Annotated in this window: 11 protein-coding genes; 7 read left to right on the plus strand and 4 right to left on the minus strand. The window is 46.2% G+C overall.

Translation table 11 applies throughout. From position 1 onward, the window contains the following. Positions 1-59 precede the first annotated feature (59 nt). On the minus strand, positions 60-1,238 hold the full coding sequence (malE, locus tag TRQ7_RS05170) for a maltose/maltodextrin ABC transporter substrate-binding protein MalE (RefSeq protein ID WP_041844158.1): 1,179 nt from the start codon (positions 1,236-1,238) through the stop codon (positions 60-62). 253 nt (positions 1,239-1,491) lie between these two features. Here malE and TRQ7_RS05175 point away from each other — a divergent pair, with 253 nt between their 5' ends. From TRQ7_RS05175 to TRQ7_RS05205, 7 genes are all read left to right on the plus strand, one after another. Further along, entirely contained in the window at positions 1,492-3,171 is a 1,680-nt protein-coding gene (locus tag TRQ7_RS05175; RefSeq protein ID WP_144399091.1) for an alpha-amylase family glycosyl hydrolase, read from the plus strand. Then, the gene (locus tag TRQ7_RS05180) at positions 3,168-4,520 is read left to right on the plus strand and encodes a hypothetical protein (RefSeq protein WP_041844160.1); all 1,353 of its coding nucleotides are present in this window, start codon (positions 3,168-3,170) and stop codon (positions 4,518-4,520) included. The genes TRQ7_RS05175 and TRQ7_RS05180 overlap by 4 nt, the downstream gene beginning before the upstream one ends. Before the next feature lie 13 nt (positions 4,521-4,533). Then, complete coding sequence (locus TRQ7_RS05185; RefSeq protein ID WP_041844161.1) at positions 4,534-5,187, plus strand: hypothetical protein; 654 nt, start codon at positions 4,534-4,536, stop codon at positions 5,185-5,187. Between the two features lie 10 nt (positions 5,188-5,197). Next, positions 5,198-6,343 (plus strand): hypothetical protein, encoded by a 1,146-nt coding sequence (locus tag TRQ7_RS05190; protein ID WP_041844162.1) that lies wholly within the window; start codon positions 5,198-5,200, stop codon positions 6,341-6,343. A 15-nt stretch (positions 6,344-6,358) separates the two neighbouring features. Further along, entirely contained in the window at positions 6,359-8,341 is a 1,983-nt protein-coding gene (locus TRQ7_RS05195; protein WP_041844163.1) for a glycoside hydrolase family 13, read from the plus strand. Positions 8,342-8,358: 17 nt separating this feature from the next. Beyond that, positions 8,359-10,890 carry a type I pullulanase gene (gene pulA / locus TRQ7_RS05200; RefSeq protein WP_041844164.1) on the plus strand — a complete coding sequence of 844 codons (2,532 nt, stop codon included), beginning with the start codon at positions 8,359-8,361 and terminating at the stop codon, positions 10,888-10,890. A 73-nt stretch (positions 10,891-10,963) separates the two neighbouring features. Next, positions 10,964-12,709: a WD40 repeat domain-containing protein gene (locus TRQ7_RS05205; protein WP_236681678.1), complete on the plus strand. Its 1,746-nt coding sequence runs from the start codon at positions 10,964-10,966 to the stop codon at positions 12,707-12,709. Between the two features lie 22 nt (positions 12,710-12,731). Here TRQ7_RS05205 and TRQ7_RS05210 read toward each other — a convergent pair whose 3' ends face one another. From TRQ7_RS05210 to TRQ7_RS05220, 3 genes are read right to left on the minus strand one after another with little or no spacing between them, the layout of a single operon-like run. Further along, positions 12,732-13,871 (minus strand): ROK family transcriptional regulator, encoded by a 1,140-nt coding sequence (locus TRQ7_RS05210; protein WP_236681759.1) that lies wholly within the window; start codon positions 13,869-13,871, stop codon positions 12,732-12,734. Between the two features lie 23 nt (positions 13,872-13,894). Then, positions 13,895-15,382 (minus strand): sugar ABC transporter ATP-binding protein, encoded by a 1,488-nt coding sequence (locus TRQ7_RS05215; protein WP_015919268.1) that lies wholly within the window; start codon positions 15,380-15,382, stop codon positions 13,895-13,897. Then, positions 15,379-16,320 (minus strand): ABC transporter permease, encoded by a 942-nt coding sequence (locus TRQ7_RS05220; protein WP_041844165.1) that lies wholly within the window; start codon positions 16,318-16,320, stop codon positions 15,379-15,381. The genes TRQ7_RS05215 and TRQ7_RS05220 overlap by 4 nt, the downstream gene beginning before the upstream one ends. Positions 16,321-16,377 lie beyond the last annotated feature (57 nt).

The raw sequence follows: 16,377 nt of genomic DNA on the forward strand, positions 1-16,377 counted from the left end.
CCTGGATTTTTAAAAGAGGGGGAGCATCCCCCTCTTTATACTGCTTGTGAGTTGACATCTTATTTTTCGATCTGTGCTCTGATCTTCTCGACTGCTTCCTTCAGGGCGTCTTCAACGGAAGCCTGGTCGTTTATTATGATGCTGAGGGCATCTCCCATAGCAGACCAAACAGGTGCCATCTCCGGAACATTTGGCATTGGCACTCCCATAGATGCGCTCTCTGTGAACGCAACTACGTCGGGATTGTCTTTTACAAGTTCAAGAACGTCTTTTCTTGCAGGAAGTCTAGGATCTGCAAGGTAGAGTTTGTACATGGTGTCTTTCTTTGCAATGAAGCTCGTGAGAAATTCGATTGCGATCAGTTTGTTCGGAGATTTTGCGTTGATCATGAATCCCTGAACACCGACGAACGGTTTTGCAGGAACACCCGGCTCAAGTTCTGGTATGGGTGCAACTGCGTAGTTGATTCCAGCATCTTTGTAAGCTTTTACTGCCCATGGACCGTTGATGATCATGGCAGCAAGACCTTCTTTGAACATGGAATCCATCGTTCCGTAGTTATCACCCGGTGTGAGAATTCCTTCGTCTATCATCCTCTTTATGAGTCTGGCACCCTTTATAGCTCCCTCGTTCGCAAGACCGATGTCTGTTACATCCAGACCTTCACCTGTCTGTTTAAACACGTACCCACCGTAACCCAAAATGAACGGAGCGGAGAAGTAGAAATTAGCAACATCGTAGATGAAGCCTCTGACCTCTCCTCCGTATTCCTCATCGATCTGCTTTGCAAGTGAGATGAGTTCCTCCATGGTTTTAGGAGGTTCGGGAACGTAGTCTTTGTTGTAAATGAGTGCAACTGCTTCCATGGCATAGGGAACACCGTAGAGTTTTCCACCGTAGGAGAAGGCATTGAGGGCTGTTTCGTAGAAGTTTTTCAGATCGGCAAAATTCGGTATGGGTTCTATCAAACCGTTGACGGCGAGTTCTCCAACCCAGTCGTGTGCACCGACGATGATGTCTGCACCCTGTCCCTGTGGAGCGGCGGTCAGGAACTTGGACTTGATGCTACCGAAATCAACGTACTGAACTTCGACAGGAACCCCGTATTTTGCCTTGAACTCTTCTCCGAGTTTCTGAAGGATGTCAACTTGCTTTTCGGAGCACCAGATGGTGAGTTTAACCTGCGCTAACATCAAAACGGACACCAGAACCAGCATCAGAACAAAGAGCCTCTTCACCGTACGCACCTCCTTTTGTTAATAAAAGTTTCACCATCACGAAATTCATACAACGTTCCACCCAGGATTTTAACACCAATTTTTTATTGTGTCAATTTGTGTCAATCCGTACTTAATAAGGATGAGTCTCTCCGAATACGCAATGTATCATGGTTTTCGATAGAACGGCCAAATTTTTGTTAACCCTCTTGACACGATGTGAATTCAGAGTTAATATAAACGATCGGAAGTGTGTTAATTTATTGACACTGTAATGTTTTGCCAAGAAGGAGGAGCTGTTGTGAGAAAATCTCTTCTTATAGTGTGTTTGACGATCTTCGTCTTTATTTCCTCCTGTGTTCAAACGAGTGGCCAGCAATTTCAGTCAACTAGTCTTTTCCCTATTTCTTCCAACGGTTCTTCTGTTAAATACCCGGTAATTTATGAAATATTCATAAGATCTTTCTACGACAGTGACGGTGACGGCGTAGGAGATTTCAATGGGGTAATACAAGAGATTGATTACCTTAAAGAGCTAGGAATAGACGCTGTTTGGTTCATGCCTTTCAACGAATCTGTTTCGTACCATGGTTACGACGTGGTCGATTATTACGATGTTGAAGATGATTATGGAACGATGGAAGATTTTGAAAACATGGTTCAAGAACTCCACAAAAACGGTATCAAAGTCATCATGGATCTTGTGATCAATCACACCTCCGACCAGCATCCCTGGTTCAGAGACGCTGTAGAGAATACAAGGAATTCACCATACTGGAACTACTACATCATGAGCCTTGAAGACCACTCCGGTCAGGATCACTGGCACTGGAAGGTGAATTCCAGGGGTCAGAAAGTCTGGTACTTTGGACTTTTTGGTTACACAATGCCCGACTTGAACCACGACAATACTTCTGTGAAAGATGAAGTGAAAAAAATAGTGGATTTTTGGCTATCCAAAGGTGTGGACGGTTTCAGAATAGACGCTGCAAAGCACATATACGGATGGTCGTGGGATGACGGTGTTGTAGCATCTGCTGAGTATTTTGAGTGGTTCAAAGATTACGTTCTTTCAAAAAAACCCGATGCAATAATCGTGGGTGAGGTATTCAGTGGAAACGTATCTGATCTTTCGATTTACCCCATTTCCGTTTTCAACTTCGCCCTCATGTATGGAATACGAAACAACCTCGAGGGAATAGATGGTCTTCTGGAGAACAACTGGGTTGAAAATTCTTTTCCTTTTCTGGAAAATCACGATCTGAACCGCTTTTTCTCACACGTTCAGGATGTATACAACTTGTTCGACGCTTCTGGCTACGAACTCATAAAAAAGCGCGTGGCTTTGTGGTATTTTCTGCTTTTCACATTGAAGGGATCTCCTGTGATCTACTATGGAGGGGAAATAGGAACAAGGGGTTTCAAGTGGTACGGTCCCATCTACGATGAACCCCTGAGAGAACCCATGCAGTGGTACGCAGAAGGTAGTGGTGAGGGACAGACTTTCTGGACCAGGGAAATATACGATGCTCGTGGTGTGACATATGGAAACGCAAATGTCGATGGATGTGTGTACGATGACCCGTTCGATGGATTCTCAGTTGAGGAACAGGAGAACGATCCTAAGAGTCTTTTGAACTTCTTCAAGTTCATGCTGGGTTTTCGAAAAGAACATGAATCCATTTTGAATGGAGATCAGAGAATCTTCAGAGACTGGAAAAATCTGATAGCGTTTTACAGATACTCTTCCAACGAAGAATTACTCGTCATCGTGAATCCAGATCCGGTCTGGCCAAACAGTTTCAGTTTCGAAAAAGATATGACCATGATCCTCGAGGTGGACTTCGAGAATTTCACCTGGAGCGAAAAAAACAATTTCTTTTCTTCAGGAGAAAACTTCGAGGTTTCCCCCATGAAGGGATACATTTTCAAAAGTGAGGAGGTGCGAAAATGAAGAAACTTCTTCTGGTTCTTCTGGTCGTTTCGTTTCTACTCTACGGATGTCTGAGAACACCGCCCGTTGTTAAGGAAATGGTTTCTGTGGATGGGAATCTGAGTGACTGGGGAGAAAAAGTAAAGTCCGATCCCACTGACGATTCAAAGTGGGGAGCAGACAACGAACTCTTGAAGGCAGGGCTTTTGTTCGATGGAGAAAATGTGTACATTTCTGGTGAATATGTTCTTGGTGGTGACGGCAATCAAAACGTATTTCTGGCTTTGATCGACCTTGTTGGTGTGAGTGGAGCACAGGAAGTTTCTTACACAGGACTGAACGGGGCAACGAGAGAGTTCAAAAATTCTCAGGGTGACATAGACATCATAGTCGAAGTAGCCCAAAATAACAGTTACAAAGTCTGGAGAGTAGCGCAAGACGGCACGCTGACAGAGATAACAGATCAGGTGAGTGCGCAGTTTGGAACAGGTTCTACAATAGTTGAGCTTTCAATACCTATCACTGAACAGGTCGATCAGGTAAAGGCTGTCTTTGCCATCAGCGGTGGAACAGGCGGAGGAAAACAGTGGGTTGGAGACTTCTATCCCAACCAGCCTGATCACGACGCAACATCGGATGGGGGGCTTACACAGCCAGCATCCGTTGTGAACTTTGTTGTGTGTGACAGCCAAGGTAATGTGACAGAAGAGATAAATCAGACAGAACCTACTCCAAGTGAAGAACAGCCCGCTCCACAACCCACAGCTACGATAACCGTAGATGGAGATTTGAGTGATCTTGGAACTCCCGTTGCAACAAGCACAAATCCTGGTGGAGGAAATGGAGCAGATCTGTACCAGCTCTATGTGACATACGATGCAACGTATCTTTACATAGGATTCGATACTCAAAACACTGCATCTTGGAATATTGCATACGGAATAGGAATCGATACAAAACCTGGTGGTTATTACACTGGAGACAGCGATGCGTGGGGAAGAAAGATAAACTTCGACGCTGGATACGCTGTGGACTACGAGATCTATTTCTGGTGGATTGGAGGATCTGGCCTGGATAGCGACAATTTCTGCATATGGACTGGATCGGGCTGGGATTACAAATCAATAAGTGATGTTTCCGGAACGTTTGCCCACACAGGGGACACAACAGACGGTCTTCAGACGATGGAGATAGCGATTCCATGGAGTGCCATAGGTGGAAAACAGGATGTGGCTTTGATCGTCTGGGTAACAGGCGGAGATGGTTCAGCTGTGGACAGCATTCCTGATGATAGTACTATTGGTGATAACAGCGATGAATGGGGTGATTCTGATACATTCACAAACTTGTACTTTCTCAATGTAAACTGAGGGGGTGAAGATCTTGAAGAAGTTGATTCCTGCTTTTTTGCTGATTGTGTTTCTTTCTGGATGTATGACTTTGCTCAACATAAAGCTTCCAGATGGGGTTTATGTCGTTGGTGACTTTTCAAACGGAGTACCGAGTCCAGAGTACAAAATGACGCTTCAGGGTGGTTTTTACACCCTGGAGCTTCCCTCCTCCGTTTTGAACTTTGAAAATGACATCGCGTGGTATCAGGTCGTGGTCGTCGAAAATGGAGAGGTGGTGAAGACCTCTTCTGGGATTCCGCTGTGGAAACAACTCGTAGGAGAGAGCGTTACAGTGTACGCAACACCGAACCTGATGGAAAACAACACGGCAAAAGGAGTGGGAGACTCAGAAAAAGAAACACCTCCCTGGTACTGTGCTGGAGATTTCAACAACTGGGCACCTGAAGAGATGACCCTTCAAGATGGAAAGTTCATACTGAACACGGGATACACCATTTCTTCCGGTGAAACGGTGAAATACAAAATCGCAAGAAGCGAGGGCTGGAAACCATACGAAGAACAGTTCGACGGGACAAGTTACAACGCTGGATACGGTATGGACGCAACCTTCACCGCCGACAAAGATGGAACGCTCGTCATAGAGTACGATCCACGAACAAGCACGCTTCAAGCACGTGTGGAGTGAGGTGAGAAAGATGAAAAAATTCTGGATACTCATCTTCAGCGTGTTGATTTTGAGTTATGCGTTCTCCTTCTCCCCGTCAGGATCCATGAAGGTTGGCTATTCCTACGATCTGGAAAATCAGACCGGGTCGAACTACACAGAACTCTATCTTTCGGGGAACAACCTCTCCGGCGAGTTCACAACGAAAGATCTGAAACTCGACTCCGGATACATAAACCTCGATACAGACTTGATAGACTTCAAGGCGTATTACAACAGGTTGTTTGGTTCTACAGGAGACTGGATGGGAATATACACCTTTGACGACGATGGAGAGCAGAGAAACGGTGTTGAGGTCACATCCTCTGGATTCAGGGGAGTGATCGCAGGCGATGTTCAGTACCTTCAGTACCGTGGCAATCTTTCTGATATTTCTTTCAGCATGATGGCAGGAAAACATTCCTCGGTCAACGACATTTACTTTGATTTCAACTGGGAGCCCAACCTGAGATACTTTGGAGAAGTCGGCGTGAGTTACGAGGAAAAAGTGGGCGCAGAGAATTTCTTCTACATGATGGGAATCTCCTCCGTTGACTGGAAACACGGTGTGAAGATAACTGGTGTTGGATCCGAAACGCGTCTGGATTACTGTGACTTCGTGAACGACAACAGCCTGAAAGGGGAGATACTCGCAAACCTCTGGACAACGCTGGGAGATTTCAAACTCTGGATGGATTACAGGTTCAAGTCAAGAACACCAAAGTACGGTTTTGAATACTCAACAAAAGATCTCTGGTTCAAGATCTGGAAAGAAGGAACGAAGTTTGACTCCGATATCCTCAACTGGGACGATTTTGGAATGGAAGTAGGAAAGAACTTCACTTTTATAGGCTTCAATGGAAAGGTCTCCTACAGGTTTGGAAAGCCTGCTCACGATTCCACAACGGCCATGGGAGAAGTTTTCTACGCAGAACTTTCCAGATCCTTTGGGAACATCAACTTCTTCGCCAAATGGCAGTACTTGAACACACTCTACACAAAGGATTACACAGCCTATTACGAGTTGAAGTTATCCCAGGGAAATTCTGAGTTCAAAATCGCCCTCGGTGATGGAGATTTCTCAAGCAAAACGACGTTTCAGAAAAAGGTTACCCTTGAATTTTCAACATGGTGGTAAGGAGGTGCTTGGGGCATGAAAAAGATCCTACTTTTTGTTGCTTTGATGATGAGTATCTTCGCGTTCTCTGATGTCTTCGTCGAAAACGGCAAGGTGGTTTTCACCTTCCAGTGGGAAGGTGCAAAAGTGGTTTATCTTGCCGGAAATTTCAACAACTGGAGTCCAACGGCTCTTCCGATGAAAGAAGTTGAACCCGGGCTCTGGAGAGCAGAACTCGAACTTGAACCTGGAACGTACCAGTACAAGTACGTGATAGATGGAACCACTTGGAAAGAGGATCCGAACGCTCCCGGATACGTGGACGACGGATTCGGGGGCTACAATGGAATATTCACACTTGTGGAAAAGGACGGAAAACTCTTCATAGTTGGTCCTCAGAAGAAGGGAGAGGAAAAGAAATATGAACCCAACCCGGAAAGGGAGGACACCATCTTCGTTGAAGATGGCGTTGTGGTAATCAGATACTACAACCCCGATGCGGAGTTTGTAACCATAGCCGGAAACTTCAACAACTGGAACGCAGAAGAGATAGAAATGTACCCAATAGAGGACGGCTGGTGGGAAGGAGTACTGGAACTCAGACCTGGTATCTACGAATACAAGTTTGTCGTCAACGGAGAAGAGTGGGTCACAGATCCGAACGCGTTTGCATTCGTTGACGATGGTTTCGGTGGAAAGAACGGAGTTTTCGAGGTCTACGAAGAGAACGGAGAGTTGAAGGTGAAATCTCCTGTTGAAGAGGAAGAGAGCATCACCGAAGAAAAAGAACCTGTCGTTCAGGAAAGCACTCTCAAAGAAGGCCTCACTGTGGAAGATGGATACGTTGTCTTTGTCGTGAAGAAACCGGAAGCCTCCGAAGCCTACGTTGCCGGAAACTTCAACAACTGGAGCACAACTGCAAATCCAATGGAAAGAAAAGGAGACCTGTGGGTGGCAAAAATTCAACTGAGCCCGGGAACCTACCAGTACAAGTACGTGTTCACAATAGCAGGAAGCCAGGTCTGGCAGGAGGATCCTTATGCTCCTTCCTATGTGCCCGATGGTTTTGGAGGGAAAAATGGTGCCTTCAGGCTCGTGGAGAAAGATGGAGAACTGGTGATAGAACCCCTTGAGGAGAAAGCAGGCGGTGAAACACCGTTCTTTGGAAAGTACTCCATCGATCTTACCTACCAGTATGCAACAGATACCTTTTTGAAGCCCCTTGAAAGTTCCCACGAACTCGTACTCGGTGTGGAAACCGATTTTCTGAAAGCAACTCTTGGTTTTAACCCTGGCGGATCTTTGCTTGAAAGCGCAAAAGTAGATGTAACAAGCGACAGTTTCAGGGTTTTTGGTCATTACAACACACCCATTCTGGGAGAGGGAACACCTTACGAAGACTGGTTCCAGAAAACTGGTTTTGGTCTTGGAATTTCCGTTCTCTCGTACGAGATCATGGCGGATGTGGGGTTCGACACCGATGCCACAAAAGAAAGATTCCTCCTTGGTGTTTCGGGAGAAAACTTCGGTGCGTATTTTGGTATCAACTACCTTCTTGGAATGGAAAAAGTGAATCTTTTAGGCTCCTTCTCCTTTGATCTTCTTGGTGCCACGACAACCATCTGGGCAGGAACGATTTTCGACAATCCGGTTCTCTACTTCGTGAATCTCTCAATCGATGCCGATGCCTACGATCTGAACTATCTCTATTACGAGAAAACCTCCACCGACGATAAAGGTCTTCTGAAGGCCAGTCTGGATATCTTCAATCTGGAACTTTATGGAGATTACAACATGAACAACAACACCTACACTGTGAGAGCTGGATACGTGTTCGATGATACGTACGTTCTTGGGCTTTCCTACAGGTACGGCGATTACAACAACTTCGAAAATGATCCTGACTGGATTTCCGTCTTTGGAGAACTCAGAAACGACGCAGCGAAGGTAAGACTCAGCGTCATATACAATGCTTACAAAAAGATCTACGTGAATTTTTACGGTGAGGTCAACTTCTGAAGGTGAGGTGATCTTTCATGAAGACCAGATTCTGGATCCTGCTTGTTCTTCTTTTCGCTGTACTGATCTTTTCCGAAACTACCATAATAGTTCACTACCATCGGTACGATGGAAAGTACGACGGATGGAACCTCTGGATATGGCCTGTAGAGCCCGTCTCTCAAGAAGGAAAAGCTTACCAATTCACGGGTAAGGACGATTTTGGTAAAGTTGCTATAGTGAAACTGCCTCTTGATCTTACAAAGGTGGGGATCATCGTGAGACTCAACGAATGGCAGGCAAAAGACGTCGCGAAGGACAGATTCATAGAGATAAAAGACGGAAAAGCAGAAGTGTGGATCCTTCAGGGAGTGGAAGAGATATTCTACGAAAAGCCAGATACTTCTCCACGAATTTTCTTCGCACAGGCAAGATCGAACAAGGTGATAGAAGCATACCTGACAAATCCCGTTGATACCAAGAAGAAAGGACTCTTCAAAGTCACAGTGGATGGAAAAGAGATACCCATCTCAAGAGTGGAGAAGGCAGATCCCACGGATGTGGACGTGACAAACTACGTGAGGGTCGTTCTCTCTGAGCCTCTGAAGGAAGAAGATCTCAGAAAAGATGTGGAACTGATCGTAGAAGGATACAAACCTGCCAGGGTCATCATGATGGAGATCCTGGACGATTACTACTACGACGGTGAACTTGGAGCCATTTACTCTCCGGAAAGAACGATCTTTAGAGTATGGTCTCCCGTTGCAAAATGGGCGAAGGTGCTTCTTTTCAGAAGCGGAGATGACACAGAGCCGTTCAAAGAAGTGGATATGGACTATAAAGGAAACGGTGTGTGGGAAGCGGTGGTGGAAGGAAATCTGGATGGTGTTTTCTATCTTTATCAACTGGAAAGTTATGGAAAGGTGAGAACAACGGTCGATCCTTACTCCAAAGCAGTTTACGCAAACAGCAAAAAGAGCGCTGTAGTGGATCTTTCCAAAACGAATCCAGAAGGCTGGGAAAGCGACAAAAGGCCACAGATCGGAGGATATGAAGATGCCATAATCTACGAAATTCACATAGCGGACATAACTGGCTTTGAAAACTCCGGAGTGAAGAACAGAGGCCTTTACCTTGGACTCACAGAAGAAGGCACAAAAGGACCTGGAGGAGTGACAACAGGCCTTTCACACCTTGTGGAACTTGGAGTTACACACGTTCACATACTGCCCTTCTTCGACTTCTACACGGGAGATGAACTGGACAAAGACTTCGAAAAGTACTACAACTGGGGCTACGATCCTTACCTTTTCATGGTACCCGAGGGAAGGTACTCAACAGATCCAAGGAATCCATACGCGAGAATCAGAGAAGTCAAAGAAATGGTGAAAGCCCTGCACAGACACGACATAGGTGTGATCATGGACATGGTGTTTCCTCACACTTACGGTATTGGAGAACTCTCCGCTTTCGATCAGACGGTACCCTACTACTTCTACAGGATCGACAAGACAGGGGCATATCTGAACGAAAGTGGATGTGGAAACGTAATCGCAAGTGAAAGGCCCATGATGAGAAAATTCATCGTGGACACAGTTACATACTGGGTGAAAGAATACCACATAGACGGCTTCAGATTCGATCAGATGGGTCTCATAGACAAAAAGACCATGCTTGAGGTGGAAAAGGCTCTCCACAAGATCGATCCAACGATCATTCTGTACGGTGAACCCTGGGGAGGCTGGGGTGCTCCCATCAGGTTTGGAAAGAACGATGTTGCCGGCACACACGTGGCCGCCTTCAACGATGAGTTCAGAGATGCAATAAGGGGCTCTGTGTTCAACCCAAGTGTCAAGGGATTCGCCATGGGTGGATACGGAAAGGAAACCAAAATCAAAAGAGGTGTTGTGGGAAGCATCAACTACGATGGAAAACTCATAAAGAGTTTTGCTTCAGATCCGGAAGAGACCATCAACTACGTTGCCTGTCATGACAACCACACCCTCTGGGACAAAAACTACCTTGCCGCAAAGGCAGACAAAAGGAAAAAATGGACCGAAGAAGAGTTGAAGAACGCTCAAAAGCTTTCCGGAGCCATAATACTCACCTCACAGGGAGTTGCTTTCCTCCATGGAGGGCAGGATTTCTGCAGGACGAAGAACTTCAACGACAACTCCTACAACGCTCCCATCTCGATAAACGGATTCGACTACGAAAGAAAGCGTCAGTTCATAGATGTGTTCAACTATTACAAGGGACTCATAAAACTCAGAAAGGAACATCCTGCTTTCAGGTTGAAAACGGCGGAGGAGATCAAAAAGCACCTGGAATTTCTGCCTGGTGGAAGAAGGATCGTTGCGTTCATCCTCAAAGATCACGCAGGTGGAGATCCGTGGAAAGACATAGTGGTGATTTACAACGGAAATCCAGAGAAGAGCACGTATAAACTTCCAGAAGGAAAGTGGAACCTCGTTGTGAACGGGCAGAAGGCGGGTACAGAGGTGATTGAAGTCGTTGAGGGAACGATCGAACTAGAACCACTTTCTGCCTACGTTCTGTACAGGGAATGAAGGAAATTATAAAATGTCGCAGGAAGCCCCAGCAGATGCTGGGGCTTTGAGATTCAATTCAGGAGGTTGATTCATGATGAAAAAACTGGTATTCGGTATCCTGGTTCTTGCAACGGTGCTTCTCTTTTCCCAGACTTTCCGCCTGGAGAAGATCCTTGGGTTCAGTGAAGTCTCCGCCATGACTTTTGAAAATGGCTACCTTGTTCTTGGAACAGGAAACGGTGAGATCGTTGTCTACAGGGATGGATCCTATTACAGGGCATTCAAAGTCCATGAAAACAGGGTAAACAGCGTCGTATACAGCGATGGTTTCGTTGTGAGCGCCTCAGACGATAAAACAGTCGGCATCACGAACATTGAAACGGGAGAATCTCACTTGCTCGAAGGTCATATGAAGGGAGTTTCCTCTGTTTCGGTTTCAAACGGAAAAATCTTCAGCGCCTCTTTCGATGGAACGGTGAGGATATGGTCCTTCCCTGACGGAAAAGAAATATCTTCTCAGAGATTCGGTCCTTCAGTTGTTCAAATTGCCGCAAGTGGAAACAGGTATGTGGTTGGTCTGGCCAACGGGCTTGCTGTGATCAGAGATCTTTCGAACCCATCTCTTTCTATCCCTCTCAAGGCTCATCCCGAGGGAATAAAGAAGATCGTCTTCTCTGAAAGCGGCAAACTCATAGCCACATGCGGGGGAAATTCAGTGAAGGTCTGGGGCGCCTCAAGCGGAAGACTCGTTCTTCAAAAAGACCATGTCATAACGGTGAACGATGTTGATTTCCTCGGCAACGATATGGTTGTTTTCGTAACAGACGACTACAAGGCCGTGATCCTGAACGTTGAAAAGGGAGAGACGGTAAAATCTGTGAACGCCCACAACAACTTTGTCCTTCTGGTCTCATCGGACGATGACACCATAGTCACCTATGGTATGGACGGCATTGTGAACGTCTGGAATGCACAACTGGAACTCAAGTACTCTCTCTTTGGACACAAACTCTCGGTGAATGCGCTGGCAATCTCAGACGATGGAAAAACACTGGTCAGTGGTGGCGACGATAGAGAGATACTCGTCTGGGATGTGGAGAAGGGAAGGGTAACACACAGAATCAAAGCGCTTGCAAGTGTGAGAAAACTTCTGATAGTTGAAAACACCATCATTTCCTGTCTGGACAGTAACACAATCAAGATGTACAGTCTGGAAAACGGAAAACTGATCAAGAGAGTGAAGGTTGGAACAACCAGTACCATGGATCTATCCCTCTTCGAAGGAAAAGTTGCTGTTGGATTCTATGATGGGAGTGTTGCACTGTTTGATTATCCTTCCTTCAACGAGATATGGAGAAAAGATACAGAACACGAGATCGTTCAAACCATCGATATGAACGAAAAGTTCGTTGCCTTTGGAGTGTCTTATTCTGATCCAAAGGGAAAAACAGGATATGTGGAGGTCCTTTCAAAGGAAACGGGTGAAAAGGTGTTTTCCTTTGATGCCCACAGCGGAAACGTGAACGCTGTGAAGTTTGCGGAAGATTACCTTGTATCCGGTGGTGAAGACGGAAAGATCGTGCTCTGGAGTTTAAGCACTGGTTCAAAGGTGAGGGAGATCTCCCTGGGTGAGGCCGTATCTTCTTTGCTTTTCAGCGAAGAAAATCTTTTTGTTGGGACATGGAACGGAAACCTTTATGTTTTCGATTTTCCGGAACTGACTTTGAAAACCAAACTGAAGGTATCGGATCAAAAGGTGGGACATTTTGTGAAAGTGGGCAGTCAACTCCTGATTCCCTGTGGAGACGGAAAGATAAGGATCTTCGAAGAGAAATGAGGGGGAGTTCCCCCTCTTTCTTTCACACCAGTCTTTCACTTATCATCATGGATGAAAGAATCGAAGTTCCAACCAGGACCACTTCTTTGTTCGAAAGACTTCCTTTCTCAACGGACACCTCTTTGTTCATAGGATGAACCTGTCTTTTTGTCTCCGAGACAATTTTCTCGAAAACACTATCAGGGAGAAACACTCCTTCTCCTCCAACGATCACGATTTCTGGACTTAAAATGTTCACAAGATTCACAATTCCATCTATCAGGATGGTTGTGAACTCGTCCAGGATCTTCTTTGCGAGGTCATCCTTTTCGTACAGGCTGCACAAAGCCTCGAATTTCTCGTACATGGTCTTTCCAGGAAGGGCTTTTTCCTTTTCGTACTGATGCACACAGTGGGATATGGAGGTGTTTGCCTCCCAGCACCCCACTCTTCCACAGAAACAGGGCCCTCTGTCGTACATCTTCATGTGACCGATCTCTCCGGCTGCGTTGAACGATCCTTTGTACAACCTTCCTTCAATGATGATTCCTCCACCTATTCCTTCCCTCACAAGGATGTACACTATGTTCTTTCGATCTCCGAAGTGTTTGTTTTTCATCGTTTCTGCGAGGGCTGCAAGGTTTGCATCGTTTTCCAGATAGACTTCGAACACCTTGAAGTACTTCTCTACATCGACGTCTCGCCATCTGTTCAGGTTCGGAGCGAACGCCAGCTTTTTGTGGGTCTTATCGACAGAACCAGGAACGCCTATCACGATGAGAGGAAACACACCGGGAAACCTGGAAACCCTCTCCGTCAGGACTCTGAAGCATTCCTCTGGTGTGTCCGGTGTATCGAATTCATCGATGACCTCTACAGAACCATCGAAGAAGGAAAGCCCAACCAGAGAGTGTGTCACACCAAGATCGACCACTATCGCTTTAGAAAACTCTTTGTTCACATAAAGTCTTTTGGAGTGTCTTCCAAGTTTAGAGGGGAGAATTCCCTTCTCGTAGATCATCTTCTTTCTCTTCATCTCGTTCACGAGTTTTGTGACGGTGCTGGGATCGAGCCCTGTTTTTTCTGAGATCATGTTTCGAGTGATCCCGGGCTCAAACCTGATCGTGTTGAGAACCCTCAATTTGTTGATGGTCCTCGTCTGCTTCAGAGAGTATATTTCCATGTTCTGCAATTTCTGAACCTCCTTCACCCACTCAAACCAGCTGCGAGTTTCATAACCTTTTCCTGGGAAGCCTCTTTGGCATCGATGATACCAGCGAGTTTTCCAAAGCTCATAACGGCTATTCTGTCACTCATTTGAAGAACCTCTGGAAGTTCTGAGGAGATCATGATGACTCCAACTCCCTCTTTTGCAAGATGCGACATGATCCTGTATATTTCTGCCTTTGCTCCAACGTCTATTCCCCGTGTTGGTTCATCCAGTATGAGAACCTTTGGTTTCAAAGCAAGCCATTTTGCCAGAACAACTTTCTGCTGGTTTCCTCCAGAAAGGTACAGAACTTTCCTGTCTGGATAGGGTGGCCTTATGTCGAACGTTTCTATCGCCCACTTTGCCAGTTCTTTTTCTTTTCTGAACGATATGAACGGTCCTTTCTTTATTCTGTCAAGGCTTGGAAGCGATACGTTGTGCATGATGCTCATGATGAGTATGAGCCCAAGTCTTTTTCTGTCCTCCGGTACAAGTCCCATACCATGTTCTATCGCATCCAGTGGATGGTTTATCTCAACTTTCTTTCCTTCTATGTATATCTCCCCACTTTTCTTCGGCCTGAAGCCAAATATCGTTTCCATCAACTCTGTCCTTCCTGCACCAACAAGTCCTGCAAATCCAAGGATTTCTCCTTTTCTCAAACTGAACGACACGTTCTCAAAGCCATCTCCAGAAAGGTTCTTCACTTCCAGTACCACTTCCCCGGGCTCGTGTTCTTCTTTTATGTAGAATTTCTCCAGTTTTCTTCCCACCATCATCTCCACGATCTTTTCTTTCGTCAGGTTCTCTATCCTGTCTGTTCCTATGTACTCTCCATCCCTCAGAACGCTCACCCTGTCACATATCTCGAAGATCTCCTCCAGTCTGTGAGATATGAAGAGTATCGCAACTCCCTTCTCCTTGAGTTTCTTCACCACCTCGAAGAGTTTCTCTGTCTCTTTCTGTGTGAGGGATGATGTGGGCTCGTCCAGTATGAGTACTTTCGCCTTCTTGTAAACTGCCCTCGCTATCTCCACCATCTGCTGGATCGCTATGGAGTATCTCCCCAGTTTCTCCTCAGGATCTATCTCTATGCCAAATTCTTCTCTCATGAATCTTTCCGTCTCCCTGTACATTTTCTTGTAGTCTACAAATATCCCTCTCTTCTCTTCATCTCCCATGAACATGTTCTCCGCCACGGACAGATTGTCCATTACCGACAACTCCTGAAACACCGTCACTATCCCCGCTTTTATCGCTTCACTCGGATGACTCCACCTCACACTTCTGCCGTCGTATATGATCTCCCCTTCATCGGGTTCATACACCCCTGCTATGATCTTCATCAACGTACTCTTTCCCGCTCCGTTCTCTCCTACTATCGCATGTACCTCCCCCGGATAAAATTCTATACTCACTCCCTTGAGTGCATGTACCCCGGGGAATCTTTTGTGTATCCCCCTTACCTCGAGTATGGGCTTCATCTCTCTTTCGCCCTCCTGATCTGGTCTATCGCTATCGCTATGATGATCACTATCCCTATCACTACTTGCTGCCAGAACGACGATACACCAAGCAGTATCATCCCGTTCCTCAATACCCCCATTATCACCGCTCCCAAAAACGCCCCCAGTATCGTCCCTTCACCACCAGACAAACTCGTTCCTCCTATCACCGTCGCCGCTATCACGTCAAGTTCGTATCCCTGACCCGCATTGGGCTGTGCCACACCAAGCCATGCCGTCAATAGAAAACCTGCAAATGCCGCCAAAAAGCCGTTTATCGTGTACACCATGATCAGTATCCTGTCCGTCTTGATCCCAACCAGCCTGGACGCCTCTTCGTTCCCACCTATCGCATAGATCCTCCGCCCCGTCACGGTGTACTTCAAAAATATGTGGCTGATCACACCTATCACTGCCATGTAGATCACCGGAACCGGTACGGGCCCTACCATCCCCTGACCGTGTACCGTGAAACTCTCAGGAAACGGTGATATGGGCCAGCCACCACTCAACACGTATGCAAGACCCCTTCCTACACTGAGCATACCAAGTGTGCTGATGAACGGTGCAAGTTTTGCCTTTGTGATCAAAAAACCGTTTGCAAGCCCAAATCCAACACCAACTAAAAGCCCCAAAACTACACTCCAGAAGGGTGATAACCCTCTTTCATTCATCAAAAGCCCCATCACCACGCTTGCTACACCCAGTACCGACCCAACCGAAAGATCTATCCCGGCTGTGATGATCACCATCGTCATCCCAAATGACATGATCGCTATGAACGATACGTTCAGTATCACCGTGAATATGTTCTCCACTGTCAAAAATTCTCTCGTCGTTATCCCCAAAAATATCACGATCGCTACCAGTATCAAAAATATTCCCGCTTCTTTAGCCTTGAACAACCTCTTCCACAACTCGACCACGCCTCCCTTGTCTTTATTCTTTAATGAAGGGGGGTTTAACCCCCCTTC

Source organism: Thermotoga sp. RQ7 (genome assembly GCF_000832145.1).
GTDB lineage: Bacteria > Thermotogota > Thermotogae > Thermotogales > Thermotogaceae > Thermotoga > Thermotoga neapolitana.

Excerpts from the sequence above, each read along its gene's own strand:
- TRQ7_RS05175 (WP_144399091.1), top strand. The coding sequence starts at position 1,492 with ATGTTTTGCCAAGAAGGAGGAGCTGTTGTGAGAAAATCTCTTCTTATA.
- TRQ7_RS05180 (WP_041844160.1), top strand. The coding sequence starts at position 3,168 with ATGAAGAAACTTCTTCTGGTTCTTCTGGTCGTTTCGTTTCTACTCTAC.
- TRQ7_RS05190 (WP_041844162.1), top strand. The coding sequence starts at position 5,198 with ATGAAAAAATTCTGGATACTCATCTTCAGCGTGTTGATTTTGAGTTAT.
- TRQ7_RS05195 (WP_041844163.1), top strand. The coding sequence starts at position 6,359 with ATGAAAAAGATCCTACTTTTTGTTGCTTTGATGATGAGTATCTTCGCG.
- pulA (WP_041844164.1), top strand. The coding sequence starts at position 8,359 with ATGAAGACCAGATTCTGGATCCTGCTTGTTCTTCTTTTCGCTGTACTG.
- TRQ7_RS05205 (WP_236681678.1), top strand. The coding sequence starts at position 10,964 with ATGATGAAAAAACTGGTATTCGGTATCCTGGTTCTTGCAACGGTGCTT.
- TRQ7_RS05210 (WP_236681759.1), bottom strand. The coding sequence starts at position 13,871 with ATGGAAATATACTCTCTGAAGCAGACGAGGACCATCAACAAATTGAGG.
- TRQ7_RS05215 (WP_015919268.1), bottom strand. The coding sequence starts at position 15,382 with ATGAAGCCCATACTCGAGGTAAGGGGGATACACAAAAGATTCCCCGGG.